Raw genomic sequence first — 17691 nt, forward strand, 5'->3', positions numbered from 1 at the left:
CCTGCCATCATCGGCCGACCGCGCGGTACCACCGGCCGCGCAACAGCGGGAAGAGGGACCGGACATGGGATCGGTCGACACCTTCGGCGCAGGCACCGTGCCGGCCGCCGCCACGGGCGGCAGATCGGCCCGCCGCCGCCCGCCGGCCGCCGCACTGAGACCGCTGATCATCAACTACACGGGCTTCCACACGGAGTTCACCGCCCCGAGGCGCCGACTGGAGCTGCCCACCGGCTGCGTGACCCTGGTCTTCAGCTTCTCCGAGGGCCTGTGGGTCTCCCGTACGGAGGACCTCGCCACGGCCCGGCTGCGACCGGCCGCCCGGGCGATGATCAGCGGCCCGCGCACGGTCCCCGCGATCGGGGTGCACTCGGGGGTCGTGCACGGGCTGGAGGTGAACATGACCCCGCAGGGCTGCTACCGGCTGTTCGGCATCCCCATGTGGCACTTCGAGGACGCCCATGTGGACCTGGTGGAGGTGCTCGGGCGGCAGGGCCGCCACCTCTGCGAACGGCTGCAGGCGCTCCCCTCGTGGACGGAGCGGTTCGCGCTGCTCGACGCGGTGTTCTGCGCCCGCCTCGACGAGGGGCCCTTCGCGGCGCCCGAGGTCGACGGAGCCCTCTCCGGGCTCTGGGCCGACGCCCGGTCCCTGACCCGGGTGAGCGCCTCGACGGGGTGGAGCGCCCGTACCGTGCGGGCGCGGTTCCGCGAGCAGGTGGGGCTGTCCCCGAAGGCCGTGGCCCGGGTGTTCCGGCTGCAGCACGCGCTGCGGATGCTGGCCGCGGGGACGGCGGCCGCGCAGGTGGCGGCGGTGTGCGGCTACCACGACCAGGCGCACCTGAGCCGTGAGGTGAAGGCGATGACGGGGCTGCCCCCGTCCCGGTTCGTCCTGCTGCGGGGCGGGCTGGCGCCCGGTTCGGCCCTGGACCGGATGGCGGGCCGCGTCAGCAGCGTGCTGCTGGCCGGCTAGGCCGTCCCTTTCGGATCTTGTCGGACGGCCTGGGCCGGGCACGCGGCCGACGTACGGCCGACCGGATCCCGGCGTACGACCCGAACGGATCCCGGCGTACGGGCCCCGCCGGATCGCGACCCGGATCGCGACCCGGGGCGCGCCTCGGATCGCGTCCCGGGTCGCGGCCGGACCGTACCGTCCGGCGGCGGCTCCCCCGTTGGAATTCCGCCGGACCCCGGCGACGGGCGTCGGCTCCCGTCGTCGGGCGGTTCGCCCGCCCCGGGCTGAGGACCCCCGTACCTCAGCCCGTGAGCGGGCGCTCCGACCCCCTGGTCCTGCACCTGGAGCCTGCCGCCGTGACGGCATTGCGGCCCCTCCCCCTTTCCGCCTTCGCACACCGGCTCGGCCGCTCAGTCGGCTAGACGCTGTGCGTCGAGCGTTTGAGCGCCGATCCATCTAGTGCGCTAGACGGCTGGACGAAGATACGCCGCCGTACGCATGCCCTGTCAAGGTCCCGCGGCGTGCCCCAGGGGCAATATGGCGTGGGTCACATTCCACTGGGTCCGCTAGCTGGGTAGACGAAGTTCGTTGCACTGTGTGGCGAAAGCCATCTAGGCAGGTAGATAATGCTGGCGATGATTTAGTACTGGACCATGCGATCCAGCAGGAGACGGGAGCAGTGACGGTGATGGGTGAGGAGACCCCCACCGGCCGCCGGGACACCATGGGCGACCGTCTCGGCTTCTTGATCGAGACGATCCACCCTGCGGGCCGTGGTCCGTACACGTACCAGGAGATCGCCGAGGGCACCAAGAAGCTGTCCGGTCCCTCCGTCTCGCACGGCACGGTCCAGACCATCCGCCTGAACAACAACCCGAACCCGGGCATCGACTCGATCCGCGCCATCGCCAACTTCTTCGGCGTCACCGTCGGGTACCTGGCCGACGGGGAGAACGCCCAGGCGATCGAGCAGCGGATCGAGGAGCGGATCGCGCGGCTGCGCGAGGAGATGGGCAAGGCCGCGGCGGCCGACGAGTTCGCCCAGGTCCTGGAGGACGAACAGGTCAAGGCCGCGGCCTTCCGCCTGAGCGGGCTGTCCGCCGGTTCCATGCGGTCCGTCACCGGCTTGATCAAGCAGCTCAGGAAGGCCGAAGGGCTTCCGGATGTGAAGCCCCGCCGCCGCCGCGGCAAGGACGCCTGAGGCGCAAACCAGCCACGCGCCGCACCCTGTCAGCCGTATTCCGGCCACCCGTACGCCCTCAGTGAGCCCCTGCTGCGCTTCCGGTTACTCTCGACCCGATCGGGTGTGCGGACTGGAGCGACGACGGGCGGGGAGGGCGACCATGCGCTGGTGGAAGCGCGCCGACGCGGAATGCGCCGCCGTCGCCGACCGGCTCGTCATACCCCGGCCGTTCGACCTCGAAGCCTTCTGCGAGGGGATCGCCGCGCAGCGCGGCCGCCCGCTGATCCTGCTGCCCCTCGACGGACCCCCCGACCCGGCCCTGCCCTGCGGGATCTGGCTCGGACTGGACGTCGCCGACCTCGTCTTCTACGACGCCGCCGCGGCCGAGATCCTCAAGGTCCAGATCGTCCTGCACGAGATCTCGCACATGCTGCTCGGCCACGTCGCTCCCGAACTCGACATCCCCGAACAGCCGTCGGACCAGGAGATCGCCCGCGCCTCCGAGCACTTCCAGCGGCTGCTGACGCGCACGCACACGGCCGTCTCCGGGATCGACCGCCCCGAGCTGCCCGTGGCCTCGATCATCCGCACCGAGGCGGCCCGGATCCGGACCGTGGCCCGCACGACCGAATCGATCGACGAGGAACTCGGCCTCGACATCGACCGCCTGGCGCACCTCATGGGGCGGAGCAAGTTCGCCAGCCCGCAGGAGCGGCAGGCCGAGACCCTGGCCACGCTCATCCACGAGCGGGCCGGCCGCTACGACACGACGCAGTCGACCTCCCGTGACAGTGAGGCCGAGGACCGTCTCGTACGCCTCCATGACGCCCTCGGGCACCCCGTTCGAAACACGTGGTCGTGAAGTGAAACACCTCGAAATCGCCATCCTGGTCATGCTCTGGACGGTGACCCTCTGGCGCGCCCCCTCGGCCGTCCGGTCGGTCAAACAGCGGGCCCTGTGGACGGCGTTCGCCGCCCTGACCCTCTCCATGACGCTCCGCCTCCCCGGCGTGATGCGCACCCTGGACGACTGGGCGGGGGTCAACAACCTCTCCACCCTGATCAAGCACTGGCTCGGCATGATCGCGGCCGGCGCGGTCGTCGACTTCGTCGTCGCCATCGCCCGCCCGGAGACCGGCCGCCGACTGCGGGCCCGGCACTACGCCGCCCTGACCGCGATGACGGCCATGGCGGTGCTCTTCGCGTTCTTCGTCCCGCGGCCCCACGAGATGACCGACTTCTTCGAGGAGACCGCCGGCAACGGCTGGGCCACGGCCTACTACCTCCTCTTCGTCGTCTACCTCGGCATCGCCATGGCCACCGCCACCTGGCTGTTCTGGGGCAGCGCCCGGCATGCCAGCGCTCTGTGGCTGCGGACCGGCGTCCGCCTCATGGGCATCGGAACCGCCGTCGGCGTGTTCTACACCCTGGTGCGGGCCGGGTACATCGCGACCCGCCTCACGGGCCTCACGGACGACACCAGCGACATCGCCGTCGACAACGCCACCGACGCCCTGAAGTACCTGGCGATCGGCTTCATCCTGATCGGGAGCAGCATCCCCGCCTTCGGCGTGGCCTGGCGCACCGTCCAGGACGGCCGCCACCACCGCCGGCTCCAGCCGCTCTGGCAGGACCTGACCGCGGTCACCCCCGACATCGTCCTGAAGGCCGGCCTCCTGCGCAGCCCGCGGCTTCGGCTGTACCGGCGGGTGATCGAGATCCGCGACGCCGCCCTGACCCTGGACGCCTACACCACGGCCGACGTCCGCGAGCGCGCCCACCGCGCCGCCCTGGCGGCCGGGTTCGACCCGGCGACGAGTCCGGCGGCCGAAGCGCTCTGGATGCGGGCGGCCCGCGAGGGCAAGGCCCGCGGGGCCCTGCCGCTGCGCGGCGCCCAGGAGCCCGCGGCCGCCGTCGGGATCGACGACCTCGACTTCGGCACCGAGGTACTGCGCCTCATCCAGCTCGCCCGGGTCTACCACTCCGCCGTGGCCGACGAGTTCCTCACCACGACCAGCCAGGAGGCCACGGCGTGACCGCCACGCTCACCACCCCGCCCGCCGAGTCCCGATCCGCCCGCCTGATCACCGACGGGCTCGATCCCAAGACCTGGATCATCGCCGACACCCTGCTGATCGGCTGGCACACCGCCGGCCTCGCCGGGGTCGGATGGGGGCTCCTGGGCTGCCTGTTCGCCGCCGTCATCCCGCTCGCCTTCATCAAGTACGGCATCCGGCGCGGACGCTGGGCCGACCGGCACGTCGGCCAGCGCCACCAGCGCATCGTCGTCATGGTGTTCATCATCGGCTCGGTCGCCACCGGCATCCTGCTGATGGCGCTCCTCGGCTCCCCCCGCACGATGATCGCGCTGATCGCGGCCATGCTGGTCACCCTCGCGGCCCTGCTCGCCGTGACCCCCGCCTGGAAGATCAGCGTGCACGCGGCCGTCTCCTCCGGGAGCGTCGCCATGCTCGCGATGACCTACGGGCCCTGGCTGCTGCTCGCGTACGCGCTGGTCGCCGTCGTCGGCTGGTCCCGGGTCGAGCTGAAGGACCACACCCTCGCCCAGGTCATCGCGGGCACCGCGGTCGGCGCGGCCGTGGCGGCCACGACCTTCGGGCTGATCCGCTAGAACCTCGTCCGCAACCTCTTGCGCCCCTCCCGTCCCGTCGGAGGCGTCGTTTTCCGGCCGTGCCGTTTTCGACAAGACAGGCGCGCACCGGCTTGTCACGCTCGGCGCACACCCCCGGCACTACGGCGGCCCGTCACGGGGGTGCGGGCTGCCGCAGTGCCGCGACCAGCGCACGGGGCTCGTCCGCGTGGAAGCGGATGACGCGGGCTTCGGCGCGGGCGCCGAGCGGGCGGCGGAAGGCGAGGGGCCGGGTCAGTTCGACGGTGACGGTGGTCTGGCTGCCGACGATCAGGTCGAGCACCCCGTCCTCGGAGAGGGTGACGAGCCGGCCCTCGGGGTAGCGCCGGTCCACCCGGACCGAGGCCACCGCGTCCGGCGGGACGGTCAGGTCGAAGAGGGCTCCGTAGCGGACGCGCAGGGTCCCGTCGGGCCGTACGACGTGCGGCCGGGTCACGCAGGCGGCGTGCAGGGCGAGCACCAGCAGCACCCCGTACACGTCGAGGACGAGCACCACCCGGTGCACGGCCGGCCAGGGGATCAGGACGGCCAGCGCCACCGTCTCGATCAGCGACACGAAGACCAGGCCGTACATCATGGCCGTCTGCGGTCCGGTGTACGGGGCTGCGTGGTCTCCGGGGCGCACCCCGTGCGGCGGCCGCCGCAGGGCCCAGCGGGCCAGCGCCGCGGACGCGCGCAGCTCGTGCAGCACGAGGCGGCGTACGGGCACGGGCACCACGGCCCGTACGGCCTCGCGGCGGGCCGTGGCGGGGTCGGCGCCGCGGGCGCGGGCGGCGGCGTACAGGGAGTACAGGACGCGGGCCTCCAGGAGGAGGACCCCCAGCACCACCACCTCGGCGACGGCGAGGGCCCAGCCGGGCGGCCGCACTCCGGCGGCCACGCACACCACCAGCGCCAGCTCCAGGGGGAGCACGGCGGCCACCCCGATCCGTGCCGCGCGTATCGCGCTCATTCCCGGCCCCTTTCGGTCCGTACGTCGGTCCGCGCGGCCCACGCGTCGGTGAAGGCCTCCATCACCCGGCGGACGACCTCCGCCTGCGCCGGGGCGTACTCGGCGAGCAGGGCCTCCATGAAGCCCGGCACGTCCTGCCGCCCGCCGGCCCCCTCTCCGGCCGTCGTCGCCGACGCCGTCGCCATCGCCGCGAACGCCTCGGCGGGCACCGCGGCCACCAGGTCCGCGGCGAGCGGCCCGATCCGGGGATCGTCCCCGTCCGCGTCGGCGAGCTCGTCGAGCCGCTCGTACAGCGCGAGCACGGCCGGGTCGGCGGCGACCGTGCCGAGCACGGCGTAGAGCTCCTCCCCCACGGCGCCCGAGGCGTCCAGCAGGCTCAGGTGCTCGCGGTCGAGCGCGGCCGACGGCGACGTCGTCGCGGGCGCCCTGGCGAGCAGCTCCGCGAGTGCGGGCGAGACCGGCTCGGCCTCCCCGGGCGGGGCGGCGAGCAGGACGGCGAGGCGCCGTCTGCGCTCCGCCAGTTCGGCCTGCTGGCGGGCGAGGTCGGCGTCGAGCTCGGCCAGCACCTCGGCCAGCTCGCGCCCCGCGTCGTCCGCGAGCACGTCGTGCACCTCGTCGAGGCTCAGCCCGAGCTCGGTCAGCCGGCGCACCCGGGCCAGCCGGACGGCGTCGCGCACGGTGTAGGCGCGGTAGCCGTTGGGGCGCCGGTCCGGCTCGGGGAGCAGGCCGACGTGGTGGTAGTGCCGGATCGCCCGGGTGGTGAGCCCGACGAGCGCGGCGATCTCTCCGATCCGCATGCGCTCCAGTAGAAACCCTGCCGCTGCGTCAAGGTCAAGCCGTGATGACGCAGCCGGTACGATGGGCGGCACGACAGACGAGTCGGCCGGGCGGCCGCGTCGGGGTCCCCGGATCCCGCCGAGGAACGTCCGGGCTCCACAGGGCAGGGTGGTGGCTAACGGCCACCCGGGGTGACCCGCGGGACAGTGCCACAGAAAACAGACCGCCTGGGGCTTCGGCCCCCGGTAAGGGTGAAACGGTGGTGTAAGAGACCACCAGCGCCTGAGGTGACTCAGGCGGCTAGGTAAACCCCACCCGGAGCAAGGTCAAGAGGGGTCGTTCTCGGACGGCCCTGCGCGAACGTTCGAGGGCTGCCCGCCCGAGTTCGCGGGTAGACCGCACGAGGCCGGCGGCAACGCCGGTCCTAGATGGATGGCCGTCTCCCCGGCGACCGCGAGGTCACCGGGTGACAGAACCCGGCGTACAGGCCGACTCGTCTGCCGTCCTTCCTCCGCCCGGGGAACTCCCGGCCGGGGAACTCCCTGCCGGCGCCGCACACTTCGATCCGCGTACGGCCCTCCGGCCGCTCCCTACTGGACCGCGCCGGGCGGGATGCACACCCAGGGCCCCTGCGGATTCCACACGTTCGGCTCCCACGTGCAGTCGGTCGTACCCGCCCCGGGGACGGCCTGAGCGGAGGCCGCGGCGGGCGGGGCCGCCGACACCGCACCGCCCAGCAGTGCGACCGCGAGGCCTGCAGCAGCGCAGCACGACCGAAGTCCACCCATCCCCATGACCTGATCCCTTCACCGGCGCAACACGGGCCACCACGGCCCCGGGGACAGCTTTCACGGAGCGGGCGCCGCCGGCCTCCCCCGGCCCCCGTCCCCACCCGAAGGACCGACACGACGCCACCCGAACGGGCGCCACGGCGACGGGAAACGGTGGCTACCCGTGCAGAGGCCACCAGGACACCTCCGGGTCGTCCGGGCCCGGTCGGCTCCGGGGGCCGGGGTGTGCCGCACCCGCTGCGACCAGCCGGAACGTTCCCGTCACGCGCGTCCAGTTGGGCCGGGCGGGCCAGCTTCCGGCTGCCGGTGGCGTGGCGAGCCGCACCCGGTGCGCGCCATGTCGATCATCAGCTCATCGTCAGCGCTCTGCACTCCTTGACGGCCTTGGACCGCCCCCAGACGAGGAACCCCGATGTCCCGTAGACACCTGCGCGCCGTGATGGTCGCCGCGCTCGCCACCGGAACCCTGGTGGCTCCGCTCTCCCCGCTCGCGTACGCGGACGCGGCGTCGATGACGTTCACGCAGCCGTACGTCCCCACGATCGCGCCGGGCGCGACCGGGCGGGCCATGATCGTGGCGGCCAACGGTGCGGGGGCCGCGGGCATCGCCGCGTTCCGCATCACGGCTCCGGCGCAGACCACGTTCGCCGAGACGCGCTACTACTTCGACGACTCGCAGGGCACGATCCCGTGCACGGCATCGGCCGACCAGCGGCTCCTGACGTGCATCCCGACCATCCCGGGGGCACCGCTCTTCCCGGCGAACACCCGCACCCGGTTGTCGGTGGTGCTCCGCGTAGACGCGGCCGCCCCCCAGGGGACGACGCTGGAGGGCGGCCGGTGGGTCGTGGAGACCGGCTACACGGGCTCCCCCGGGCTGTTCGCAGTGAACACCCCCATCACCGGCCCGAAGGGCGACACCGGAGCGACCGGCCCTCAGGGCACAACGGGAGCCACCGGCCTGCAGGGCCCCAAGGGCGACGCAGGAGCCACCGGCCCGCAGGGCGCAACCGGACCGACTGGAGCCCAGGGAGCCACTGGACCATCCGGCCCGAAGGGGGACACCGGAGCCGCTGGAACCACCGGCCCGCAAGGGGCAACTGGGCCGACCGGCGCCCAGGGTGAACGCGGTGGGGCCGGCGCCCGGGGCGACACGGGAGCGGTCGGACCGCAGGGCACCACGGGCGCGAAGGGCGATACCGGAGCCACAGGCCCGCAAGGAGTAACCGGACCCACCGGCGCCCAGGGCGAGCGCGGTGAGACCGGCGCCCGAGGCGACACGGGAGCGGTCGGACCGCAGGGCACCACAGGCATGCAGGGAGCCACCGGGCCAAAGGGCGACGTGGGCACGGACGGAGCAGTCGGTCCGCAAGGCAGTACCGGCGCGAAGGGCGATACCGGAGCCACCGGCCCGCAAGGGGTAACCGGTGCGACCGGAGCCCAGGGTGAACGTGGTGAGACCGGAGTCCAGGGCATCACAGGCATGCAGGGAGCCACCGGCCCGAAGGGCGACGCGGGCGCGGAGGGAGCAGTCGGCCCGCAAGGCAGTACCGGTGCAACCGGTACCCAGGGAGCCACCGGACCATCCGGCCCGAAGGGCGACAGCGGAGCCACCGGAACCACCGGCCCGCAAGGGGTAACCGGCGCGACCGGCGCCCAGGGTGAGCGCGGTGAGGCCGGCGCCCGGGGCGACACGGGAGCGGTCGGCGCCCAGGGCGCCACAGGCACGCAGGGGGCGACCGGCCTGAAGGGCGATACCGGAGCCGTCGGCCCGCAGGGAGCGACCGGTCTCCAGGGTGACCCCGGGGTTGCTGGAGCGACCGGCCCCCAGGGCGCCAAGGGTGACACCGGCCAGACCGGGCCCCAGGGTGCCACGGGGGCAACCGGTGCGCCGGGAGTGACGGGGGCCAAGGGCGACGCGGGAGCGCGAGGCGCCACCGGCGAGCAGGGTCCGGCGGGTGCCTCGGGCGCCAAGGGCGACCCGGGCGTGAAGGGCGACACCGGCGCAGCCGGAACGCCGGGCGCGAAGGGGGACGACGGTCAGGCCGGGGCGGTCGGTCCGAAGGGCGACACGGGAGCCGTCGGCGCCCAGGGCGAGCGCGGCGCGACCGGAGCCAAGGGCGAGACCGGAGCCCAGGGAGACTCCGGCCAGACCGGGGCACAGGGCGAACGCGGTGCCACCGGCGCACAAGGGTCCGACGGAGCACCGGGCGCCAAGGGTGACCCCGGGGTTGCCGGAGCGACCGGGCCCCAGGGGGCCACGGGGGCGACCGGAGCCGTCGGCTCGGTAGGGCCGAGGGGCGACAGGGGCGCGGACGGCGCCATCGGCCCGCAGGGCGAGGCCGGGGCGACGGGTCCGGCCGGGAAGTCGGCGTACGAGATCGCCGTCGAGACCGGCACGTTCACCACGAACCCGGGCAAGAGCAACCAGGAGAACCACGAGACCTGGGTGAGTTCCCTCAAGGGCGCCAAGGGCGACACGGGCGCGGACGGCGTTGCCGGAGCGGCCGGTCCGCGGGGTGAGCAGGGTGCAGCCGGTCCGCAGGGCATCCCCGGGCCGCGGGGCGACGACGGCGCGCAGGGCCCGGCCGGGCCCGCCGGGGCGAAGGGCGAGCAGGGCACCGCCGGTGCGGCCGGGCCCAAGGGCGACCCAGGCGACCGAGGTGCGCAGGGCGTGGACGGCGCCCAGGGCCCGGCGGGCCCGCAGGGCCCGGACGGCGTCCGGGGGCCGGCCGGCCCGAAGGGCGACGACGGCACCCGCGGCGAGCAGGGCCCAGCCGGTGTACAAGGCCCGGTCGGCCCCCGGGGCGGCGACGGCATCCAGGGCCCCGCCGGACCCAAGGGCGACCAGGGCACAGCCGGCGAGCAGGGCCCGACCGGGCCCAAGGGCGACGTCGGCACCCGAGGCGAAAGAGGCGCAACCGGTACGCAGGGCCCGGCCGGCCCCCAGGGCGCGGACGGCGTCCGAGGCCCCGCCGGGGCCAAGGGCGACCACGGCGCCACCGGGGCACAAGGCCCGACGGGTCCGCAGGGCTTGGACGGCGTCCAAGGCCCCGCGGGGGCCAAGGGCGCCGACGGGGTCCAAGGCGAGCAGGGCGCTGCCGGTGTCCAAGGCCCGACCGGCCCGCAGGGCGCGGACGGTGTCCGAGGCCCTGCCGGGGCGAAGGGCGAGCAAGGGCAGCCCGGCGCCACCGGAGCACAAGGCCAGACCGGACCGCGGGGCGCGGACGGCGTCCGAGGCCCCGCCGGGGCCAAGGGCGACCAGGGCGCCACCGGAGACCAAGGTCCGGCCGGACCGCAGGGTGCGGACGGCGTCCGAGGCCCCGCCGGGGCCAAGGGCGACCAGGGCGCCACCGGAGACCAGGGCCCGGCCGGACCGCAGGGTGCGGATGGCGTTCAGGGTCCCGCCGGGGCCAAGGGTGCCGACGGGGTCCAGGGCGAGCAGGGCGCTGCCGGAGTGCAGGGTCCGGCCGGGCCTCAGGGGCCCGCTGGACAGCGGGGTCCCGCAGGGACCAAGGGTGACGGCGGAACGCCGGGCGTCCAGGGCCCGGTCGGGCCCGCCGGTCCGGCCGGTTCGAAGGGCGAGCAGGGCGACCCGGGCGCGAAGGGCGACCGCGGGGACCGGGGTGACGCGGGCCCGCAGGGTCCGGCCGGAGCGCAGGGCCCGGTCGGCCCGAAGGGCGAGCAGGGACAGCCCGGCCGGCGCGGCGAGACGGGTGCCACCGGAGCCACCGGCGACCCGGGCACACGGGGTGAGGCAGGTCCCTCCGGGACCCCTGGCCCGAAGGGCGACCCCGGCACAGCCGGTGAGACTGGCCCGAAGGGCGACCCCGGCACCACCGGTGACCAGGGTCCGAAGGGCGACCCCGGCGCCACCGGGGAGGCGGGGCCTCAGGGGCCGAGGGGGGACACCGGTCCCGCCGGGCCCCGGGGGGAGAAGGGGGACCAGGGTGAGCCCGGTGCCTGCCGGAACTGCGGCAAGCACCACCACCACAAGGCCAAGGTCACCTCGCACGGCCCGCTGCCGATCCACAGCGGCAGCACCCGGTCCAGCAAGACCGTCGGGACCATCAAGCCGGGCACGGTCGTGCCCCTCACGTGCAAGGTGAAGGGCGAGCAGGTCGGCGACAACAACCTCTGGTACCGCCTCGCCGACGGTCGCGGCTGGATCTCCGCCCGTTACGCGAAGAACCTCGGCGAGGTCCCGTTCTGCACGTGACCTGACCCGGGCCCTCGGGGCGGGCCGTCCCTTCCTCACCCGAGGAGAGGGGCGGCCCGCCCTTCCGTGGGCGGCGGGGCCTTGCTCAGGCCCCCCAGTGGACCCCGTGGCGGTGCCGGTAGGGCTCGATGACCGTCTCGGGGTCGTGGAGGGCGGCGCGGCAGGCCGTACGGGAGCGGGCGCGGGCGCGGCGTTCCGCGAGGCGCGCGTCCTCGGAGCGGGAGCCGCCGAAGGCGCAGCAGTAGCGCCAGCTGTCGAAGGCGCGGCGGATCTGCCGCGGGTGCGGGCGGCGGCCTTCCCGGGCAGCGGTGCGGAGTTCGGTGGCCGGGTACCGCAGGCTGCGCAGGTCTACCCGGCGCCAGGGGCCGGCGTACGGGTGCCGGCCGAACGCGTCGCGCTCCTCGCGGCGCCGCGCTGCGAACGGGGTGCGTTCGGCGGGGATGTGGTGGGCGGTGCGGGACATGGAGGTCCTCCAGCGGCGCCCCAGGGCTCTCCTGGGGTACCTACCGGAAGCCGGACGGGTACGACGGCGGCACGGGCGGTCCTTCCTGTGGTGCTCAGGATGCTCAGGTCGTTCGTTCATGGTGTGGACCGGCCCGTGTCGTGTCAGGGCGGGAGGGACGGAGAGACCCCCCGCCCGGGTCGGGGCGGGGGGTCTTCTCGTGCGGCCGGGGCCGGGTCCGGGGGATCAGCGCAGGTGGGACGTGTCGTTCAGGAGGCGGACCGAGGCGTTGCCGTCGGCGTAGTAGGCGACCGCCGACAGGGAGGCCGCCGACAGCTCCATGCGGAACAGCGCTTCCGGCGGGGCGCCCAGCGCCAGCCGGACCAGGATCTTGACCGGCGTGACGTGCGAGACCAGCAGGACGGTGCGGCCCGCGTGTTCGGCGAGCAGCCGGTCCCGGGTCGCCGAGATCCGGCGGGTGGCCGAGGCGAAGCTCTCGCCGCCGCCCGTGGGGGCGGCCTTCGGGGAGTCCAGCCATGCCTGGAGGTCCTCGGGGTGGCGCTCGCGCGCCTCCGCGAAGGTCAGCCCCTCCCACGCGCCGAAGTCGACCTCGCGCAGCCCTTCTTCGACCGTGACGGTGAGCCCGAGCCGGTCGGCGACGGCCTGCGCGGTCTCCCGGCAGCGGCGCAGCGGAGAGCTGATCACCGTCTCGATGGTGCCGCGCGCGGCGAGTGACTCCGCGACGGCGGCGGCCTGGCGGCGGCCCGCGTCGGAGAGCTCCGGGTCGCTGCCGCCGCTGCCGGAGAACCGCTTCTGCGGGGTCAGCGCGGTCTCTCCGTGGCGCAGCAGCACGAAGGTGGCGGGGGGTCCCATGTCGGGCCCCCAGCCCTGTCCCGCCGCGGGAGCGCCGGCGGTGTCGGCGGACGCACCGCCGGCGGGCCCGGCCGCGGCGGTCGCGTCCGGCCCGGCAGCCGGGGCCACCGGGTCGGCCGGGGCCACCGGAGCCGCCGGGTCGCCGAAGAGGGTGTCCGCCCCGGCCGGTGCGGAGCCGGCCCCGAGGCCCGCGGCGGCGCCCGCGCGGGTCCGCGTACCGCCGCCGGAGGCGAGGGCCGCACGGACCGCCGCAGCGCCCTTCGCCGCATCGCCGGGAGGCCCGGCCAGCGCGCGGGCCGCCGAGGCGTCCAGGGCGGCGGAGGAGTTCGAGGGCTCCCACTGCTTGCCCCGCTTGCCCGCGTCCATGGCCTCGTTCGCGAGCCGGTCCGCGTGCTTGTTCCGCTCGCGCGGGATCCACTCGTACGTCACCTGGGCGCGCGGCATGACCTTCGCCGCCTCCGCCGCCAGCGGCTTCATGTCCGGGTGCTTGATCTTCCAGCGGCCCGACATCTGCTCGACGACGAGCTTGGAGTCCATGCGTACGAGGACCACCGCGTCGGGGTCCAGCTCGCGGGCGGCCTTCAGTCCGGCGATGAGGCCCCTGTACTCGGCCACGTTGTTCGTCGCGACGCCGATGTACTCCGCGCGCTCGGCCAGCGTCTCGCCCGTGGCCGGGTCGAGGACGACGGAGCCGTAGCCGGCGGGCCCCGGGTTGCCCCGGGAGCCGCCGTCGGCTTCCACAACGAACTTCGGCATCAGATGCCCGAGTCGGCCATGCGGACCAGGATGCGGCCGCAGCTCTCGTGCCGGACGACCTGGTCGCGCGGGACGGCCTTGATCTCGTTGACCTCGGCGAGGTCGAGCTCCAGGCGGCAGCCCTCGCAGCGGCGCTGCGACAGGCGGGCGGCGCCGACGCCGCCCTGCTTGGCGCGGATCTTCTCGTACAGGGCGATCAGCGCGGCCGGCATGGAGGTGACGATGACCTCGCGGTCCTTGGCGATGCCCGCGGCCTCGGCGTCGATCTCGCCGGTGGCGGCGTCGCGGCGCGCGGTGGCGTCGACGAGCTTGGCCTCCAGCGAGGCGACCCGGTCGGTGAGCTCGGTGACGCGCTCCTGCGCACCCTCCAGGCGCTCCATGACCTCCAGGACCACGTCCTCCAGGTCTCCCTGGCGCTTGGCGAGGGCGACGATCTCGCTCTGCAGGTTGGCCAGGTCGCGGGCGGAGACGCCGGTGCCGGAGTCCAGGCGGGCCTGGTCGCGGGCGGCGCGCTGGCGCACCTGGTCCACGTCCTGCTCGGCCTTGGTCTGCTCGCGGGCCGCGTCGGCGGCCTGCGTCTGGGCGGCGATGAGGAAGGTGCGCTGCTGGGCGAGGTCGCTGGTCAGCGCCTCGGCCTCGGCGTGCTCGGGGAGCATCTTGCGCTTGTGGGTCAGCTGAGACAGCCGGACGTCCAGGGCCTGGACGTCGAGAAGTCGGATCTGGTCGGCGGGCTCGGCGTTCAGTTGGGGGCTCCAGGGTGAGAAGGGGATGTCACGGACGGCGCGTGCGCCGTCCACGGGTCGGTGGCCGTGCGCGAGACGTGGGTCCGCAGACCCCAGCCGTTGCGCTCGGAGATGGCGTCGAGCTGGGCCGCGGCCTGCTCGCACCAGGGCCATTCGGTGGCCCAGTGGGCGGCGTCCACGAGGGCGAGCGGGCTCTGCTCGCGGGCCTCGGACACCGGGTGGTGGCGCAGGTCGGCGGTGACGTACGCGTCGACTCCGGCGGCCCGGACCTGCGCGAAGAGGCTGTCGCCGGAGCCGCCGCTGACGGCGACGGTACGGATCATCGCGTCGGGGTCGCCGGCCACCCGGATGCCCTGCGCGGTCGGCTGGAGCCAGGCGGCGACGCGCGCGGTGAACTCGCGCAGCGTCTCGGGGCGGTCCAGCTCGCAGAGCCGGCCCAGGCCCCGGCGGCCCTTGGGGTCGGTCGGGTCGGGGACCAGCGGGCCGGTGACGCGCAGGTCGAGGGCGCCGGCGAGGGCGTCGGAGACGCCGGGGTCGGCGGTGTCGGCGTTGGTGTGGGCGACGTGCAGCGCGATGTCGTTCTTGATCAGCGTGTGCACGGCCCGGCCCTTGAAGGTGCCGGCTGCGACGGTGGTGGTGCCCCGCAGGTAGAGGGGGTGGTGGGTGACGAGGAGGTCGGCACCCAGCTTTACCGCTTCGTCGACGATCTCCTGGACGGGGTCGACGGCGAACAGGACCCGGGTGACCTCGGCGTCGGGGTCGCCGCAGACGGTGCCGACGGCGTCCCACTCCTCGGCCCGCGAGGGGGGCCACAGAGCGTCCAGCGCGGCGATGACTTCAGAGAGACGGGGCACAGGCCAAGGCTACCGTCCGTGGCGACCGGCCAGCCGCTCCGTCTACTTGATCAGGAACGTGCGCAGGTCGTCGAGGACCTTGTCGGCGGCGGTCACGCCGAGGCCCAGGTACCAGGTCTCGTCCGGGACGTCCTTGGCCCGGCCCTGCTTCACGGCTTCCAGGCCCTTCCACAGCGGGTTGTCCTCGGCGGAGTCGCGCTTGGTCTTGTCCTTGGCCCCGTAGACGCCGGTGAAGATCCAGTCGGCGGCGGCCTCGTCCATGCGCTCCGGGCTGATCTCCACCGCGAGGTCCTCGACCTGCTGGTTCTGCGGGCGCGGGATGCCGGAGTCCTTCAGGATCGTGCCGATGAAGGAGGCGCCGGCGTAGAGCCGGGTCTTGCCCGGCATGTAGCGCAGCATCGTGACGGTCGGCTTCTTCTCGCCGAGGTCCGCGCCGAGCTTCGCCGCCTTGGCCTGGTAGGCGTCGAGCTTGGCCTTGGCCTCGGCGGTCTTGTCGAGGGCGGCGGCGTTCAGGAGGTAGTTCTCCTTCCACGGGAAGCCGGGGCGGATGGAGAAGACGGTCGGGGCGATCTTCGAGAGCGCGTCGTACTTGTCCGCGGAGCGCAGCTGGCTGCCGAGGATCAGGTCGGGCTTGAGGGCGTTGATCGCTTCGAGGTTGAGGTTGTTGATGGTGCCGACGGACTTGGGCTCGCCCGCGTCCTTCTTCAGGTAGGTCGGAATGCCCTCGTCGCCCTCGGTGGGCGCGTAGCCGACGGGCTGCATGCCCAGCGAGACCACGTTGTCGAGCTCGCCGACGTCGAGGACGACGACCCGCTTGGGCGCGGCCTTCAGCTCGGTCGAGCCCATGGCGTGGGTGACGGTCCGCGGGAACTGCCCGGCGGCCGCGGTGGTCCCGAAGGCCGCCGTCTTCTTCGCCGCGTCGGAGAAGTCCTTGCCGCCCTGCGCGGCGGCCTTCTTCTCGGTGCCTCCGGCCGGGGCCTCCTTGCCGGGCTGCGCGGCCTTGTCGTCCTGGCCTCCGCAGGCGGTGAGGACGAGTGCGGCGGCAGCGGCCAGGGCGACGGCGGCGGAGCCGCGCCGGGGCGTGCGGCGTCGGAGGGACATGGAACGTCTCCTGAGGGGGGTGGGGGGAGGGCGAAACAGCGAAAGCCGACAAAAACCGGGTTAGGTGTACCTAACCAGGCCCCTCACCCTAAACGCCCTGATATCGCGCAGCACAATCGCCTCCCCCACCACAGCCGAATCGCCACCGCACCACCCGTATGTGTGAAGCGGGGATTGTCGCGTTGTCCGGAGGGAAGCGCGATCACTACTTTCCTCGGCGGAGGTGTCCGCAGATGACTGTCTGTGCCATCGAGAAGACCAGCGCGACCCCGTTCACCATCGCCGCGGACGGGTCCTACGCCGCCCGGCTGGCCGGGGACGGCGAAGCCCGCTATCCGGAGCGGTGGACGCTGACCGGTCCCGAGCCGTACGCGGTGCCCCTGCCCCTCGCGCAGCCCGAGGAGGCCGACAGCGAGGTGCTGCCGCTGACCGACGGGCGGGTGCTGATCCACCGGCGGGTCGCGGAGCGGCACGCGTTCGCACTGCTCTACCCGACGGGCGGCGGCGAAGCGGGCGCCGGGCCCCGGACCGGGGAGCTCCAGCTCGGCGCGATCCCGGCGGCCGACGGCGTACGGGTCACCCTGCTGCCCCCGTCCCCCGACGGGCACGGGGCCTTCGCCCTGGCCGTGGAGGCCACCGCGACCACGGTGTGGCAGGTGGCCGGGGTCCCCTTCGGGCCGGAGCGGGTGGCCCGGATCCCGGGGCGCTGTTCGGGCGGGGTCTGGCTGGACCGCACGGGCCGGCTGCTGGCCCTGGACCGCGAACTGGACGGCCCCGGCGGCGCGGACGGCCCCGGCGGGCCGGTCACCAAGGCCGTCGCGGTGGACCTGCGGCGGGCCGGGGAGGTGTCGCCGCTGCTCCAGATCGCGGAGGACAGCAACGACCGGCTGCTGCTGGCCGACACCGACAGCGGACTGCTGCTGATCCGCTCGGACGCGCCGGGCGAACCCCGGCTCGGCTGGGGGGTGCTGGGCAGCGCCCGCCCGGTGCGCTTCCCGGACTGCCTGCGGGCGGTCGGGGCGACGGCGACGCCGTTCGCGGTGCAGCCGGGGCAGGTGCTGATGCCGGAGAGCTGCGGGGTCGCGCTGCGGGTGGACGAGGCCGGCGAGGGCTACGACGGCTCCGTGGCCGGGCTGGCCCTGTGGCGCCCCGCCGACCGGCACGTGTTCCGGCTCGGCGCCCCGGCCGGCTGGCTCGGCGGCACGGGCCGCTGGACCGCGGAGGGCCGCCTGCACCTCCCGTACGCCACCCCCGAAGTGCCGTGCGGCATCCTCGGGATGAACATCCCGGTCTCCCCGCCCCCACCCATCCGCCTGGACCCGATCCCCCTCCCCCCGGCCCCCACCCGCCCGGTCCCGCTCCAGCAGGCCCCGCTGGGGTAGCCCGCCCACCGGGTGC

Annotated in this window: 14 protein-coding genes and 1 other RNA gene; 8 read left to right on the top strand and 7 right to left on the bottom strand. The window is 74.5% G+C overall.

Annotated features, from left to right (window positions below; genetic code table 11):
* Positions 1-64: 64 nt before the first annotated feature.
* From ACZ60J_RS15320 to ACZ60J_RS15340, 5 genes are all read left to right on the top strand, one after another.
* Positions 65-970, top strand: coding sequence for a helix-turn-helix domain-containing protein (locus tag ACZ60J_RS15320; protein WP_469682127.1), 906 nt, complete (start codon positions 65-67; stop codon positions 968-970).
* Positions 971-1640: 670 nt separating this feature from the next.
* Positions 1641-2153, top strand: coding sequence for an XRE family transcriptional regulator (locus ACZ60J_RS15325; RefSeq protein ID WP_469682444.1), 513 nt, complete (start codon positions 1641-1643; stop codon positions 2151-2153).
* A 142-nt stretch (positions 2154-2295) separates the two neighbouring features.
* Positions 2296-2997 (top strand): hypothetical protein, encoded by a 702-nt coding sequence (locus ACZ60J_RS15330; RefSeq protein ID WP_469682129.1) that lies wholly within the window; start codon positions 2296-2298, stop codon positions 2995-2997.
* Between the two features lies 1 nt (position 2998).
* Positions 2999-4171 carry an MAB_1171c family putative transporter gene (locus tag ACZ60J_RS15335; protein WP_469682131.1) on the top strand — a complete coding sequence of 391 codons (1173 nt, stop codon included), beginning with the start codon at positions 2999-3001 and terminating at the stop codon, positions 4169-4171.
* Positions 4168-4767: a hypothetical protein gene (locus ACZ60J_RS15340; protein ID WP_469682133.1), complete on the top strand. Its 600-nt coding sequence runs from the start codon at positions 4168-4170 to the stop codon at positions 4765-4767. The genes ACZ60J_RS15335 and ACZ60J_RS15340 overlap by 4 nt, the downstream gene beginning before the upstream one ends.
* Before the next feature lie 133 nt (positions 4768-4900).
* Here ACZ60J_RS15340 and ACZ60J_RS15345 read toward each other — a convergent pair whose 3' ends face one another.
* Positions 4901-5737 carry a hypothetical protein gene (locus ACZ60J_RS15345; protein ID WP_469682134.1) on the bottom strand — a complete coding sequence of 279 codons (837 nt, stop codon included), beginning with the start codon at positions 5735-5737 and terminating at the stop codon, positions 4901-4903.
* Positions 5734-6534, bottom strand: a complete 801-nt coding sequence (locus ACZ60J_RS15350) for a MerR family transcriptional regulator (RefSeq protein ID WP_469682136.1) — start codon at positions 6532-6534, stop codon at positions 5734-5736. The genes ACZ60J_RS15345 and ACZ60J_RS15350 overlap by 4 nt, the downstream gene beginning before the upstream one ends.
* Before the next feature lie 78 nt (positions 6535-6612).
* Here ACZ60J_RS15350 and rnpB point away from each other — a divergent pair.
* An RNA gene (gene rnpB, locus ACZ60J_RS15355) (RNase P RNA component class A) lies at positions 6613-7014 on the top strand.
* Between the two features lie 703 nt (positions 7015-7717).
* Positions 7718-11524, top strand: coding sequence for a collagen-like protein (locus ACZ60J_RS15360; protein WP_469682138.1), 3807 nt, complete (start codon positions 7718-7720; stop codon positions 11522-11524).
* Positions 11525-11609: 85 nt separating this feature from the next.
* Here the strand turns inward: ACZ60J_RS15360 and ACZ60J_RS15365 are convergent, their stop codons facing one another.
* The 5 genes from ACZ60J_RS15365 to ACZ60J_RS15385 form a co-directional block, all read right to left on the bottom strand.
* The gene (locus ACZ60J_RS15365; RefSeq protein ID WP_469682140.1) at positions 11610-11987 is read right to left on the bottom strand and encodes a hypothetical protein; all 378 of its coding nucleotides are present in this window, start codon (positions 11985-11987) and stop codon (positions 11610-11612) included.
* Between the two features lie 225 nt (positions 11988-12212).
* On the bottom strand, positions 12213-13595 hold the full coding sequence (locus ACZ60J_RS15370; protein WP_469682142.1) for a bifunctional RNase H/acid phosphatase: 1383 nt from the start codon (positions 13593-13595) through the stop codon (positions 12213-12215).
* A complete protein-coding gene (locus tag ACZ60J_RS15375; RefSeq protein WP_469682446.1) occupies positions 13595-14338 on the bottom strand; it encodes a zinc ribbon domain-containing protein in 744 nt (247 codons plus the stop codon). The genes ACZ60J_RS15370 and ACZ60J_RS15375 overlap by 1 nt, the downstream gene beginning before the upstream one ends.
* Positions 14335-15192 carry a Nif3-like dinuclear metal center hexameric protein gene (locus ACZ60J_RS15380; protein WP_382971606.1) on the bottom strand — a complete coding sequence of 286 codons (858 nt, stop codon included), beginning with the start codon at positions 15190-15192 and terminating at the stop codon, positions 14335-14337. Before ACZ60J_RS15380 ends, ACZ60J_RS15375 begins: the two co-directional genes overlap by 4 nt.
* A gap of 42 nt (positions 15193-15234) precedes the next feature.
* Positions 15235-16293: an ABC transporter substrate-binding protein gene (locus ACZ60J_RS15385; RefSeq protein WP_469682144.1), complete on the bottom strand. Its 1059-nt coding sequence runs from the start codon at positions 16291-16293 to the stop codon at positions 15235-15237.
* A 233-nt stretch (positions 16294-16526) separates the two neighbouring features.
* Between ACZ60J_RS15385 and ACZ60J_RS15390 the strand changes: the two genes are divergently transcribed.
* Complete coding sequence (locus tag ACZ60J_RS15390) at positions 16527-17675, top strand: hypothetical protein (protein WP_469682146.1); 1149 nt, start codon at positions 16527-16529, stop codon at positions 17673-17675.
* Positions 17676-17691: the final 16 nt, after the last annotated feature.

It is taken from the genome of Streptomyces sp. NPDC104226, from assembly GCF_055584085.1.

Excerpts from the sequence above, each read along its gene's own strand:
- ACZ60J_RS15320 (WP_469682127.1), top strand. The coding sequence starts at position 65 with ATGGGATCGGTCGACACCTTCGGCGCAGGCACCGTGCCGGCCGCCGCC.
- ACZ60J_RS15325 (WP_469682444.1), top strand. The coding sequence starts at position 1,641 with ATGGGTGAGGAGACCCCCACCGGCCGCCGGGACACCATGGGCGACCGT.
- ACZ60J_RS15330 (WP_469682129.1), top strand. The coding sequence starts at position 2,296 with ATGCGCTGGTGGAAGCGCGCCGACGCGGAATGCGCCGCCGTCGCCGAC.
- ACZ60J_RS15345 (WP_469682134.1), bottom strand. The coding sequence starts at position 5,737 with ATGAGCGCGATACGCGCGGCACGGATCGGGGTGGCCGCCGTGCTCCCC.
- ACZ60J_RS15350 (WP_469682136.1), bottom strand. The coding sequence starts at position 6,534 with ATGCGGATCGGAGAGATCGCCGCGCTCGTCGGGCTCACCACCCGGGCG.
- ACZ60J_RS15360 (WP_469682138.1), top strand. The coding sequence starts at position 7,718 with ATGTCCCGTAGACACCTGCGCGCCGTGATGGTCGCCGCGCTCGCCACC.
- ACZ60J_RS15365 (WP_469682140.1), bottom strand. The coding sequence starts at position 11,987 with ATGTCCCGCACCGCCCACCACATCCCCGCCGAACGCACCCCGTTCGCA.
- ACZ60J_RS15370 (WP_469682142.1), bottom strand. The coding sequence starts at position 13,595 with ATGCCGAAGTTCGTTGTGGAAGCCGACGGCGGCTCCCGGGGCAACCCG.
- ACZ60J_RS15385 (WP_469682144.1), bottom strand. The coding sequence starts at position 16,293 with ATGTCCCTCCGACGCCGCACGCCCCGGCGCGGCTCCGCCGCCGTCGCC.
- ACZ60J_RS15390 (WP_469682146.1), top strand. The coding sequence starts at position 16,527 with ATGACTGTCTGTGCCATCGAGAAGACCAGCGCGACCCCGTTCACCATC.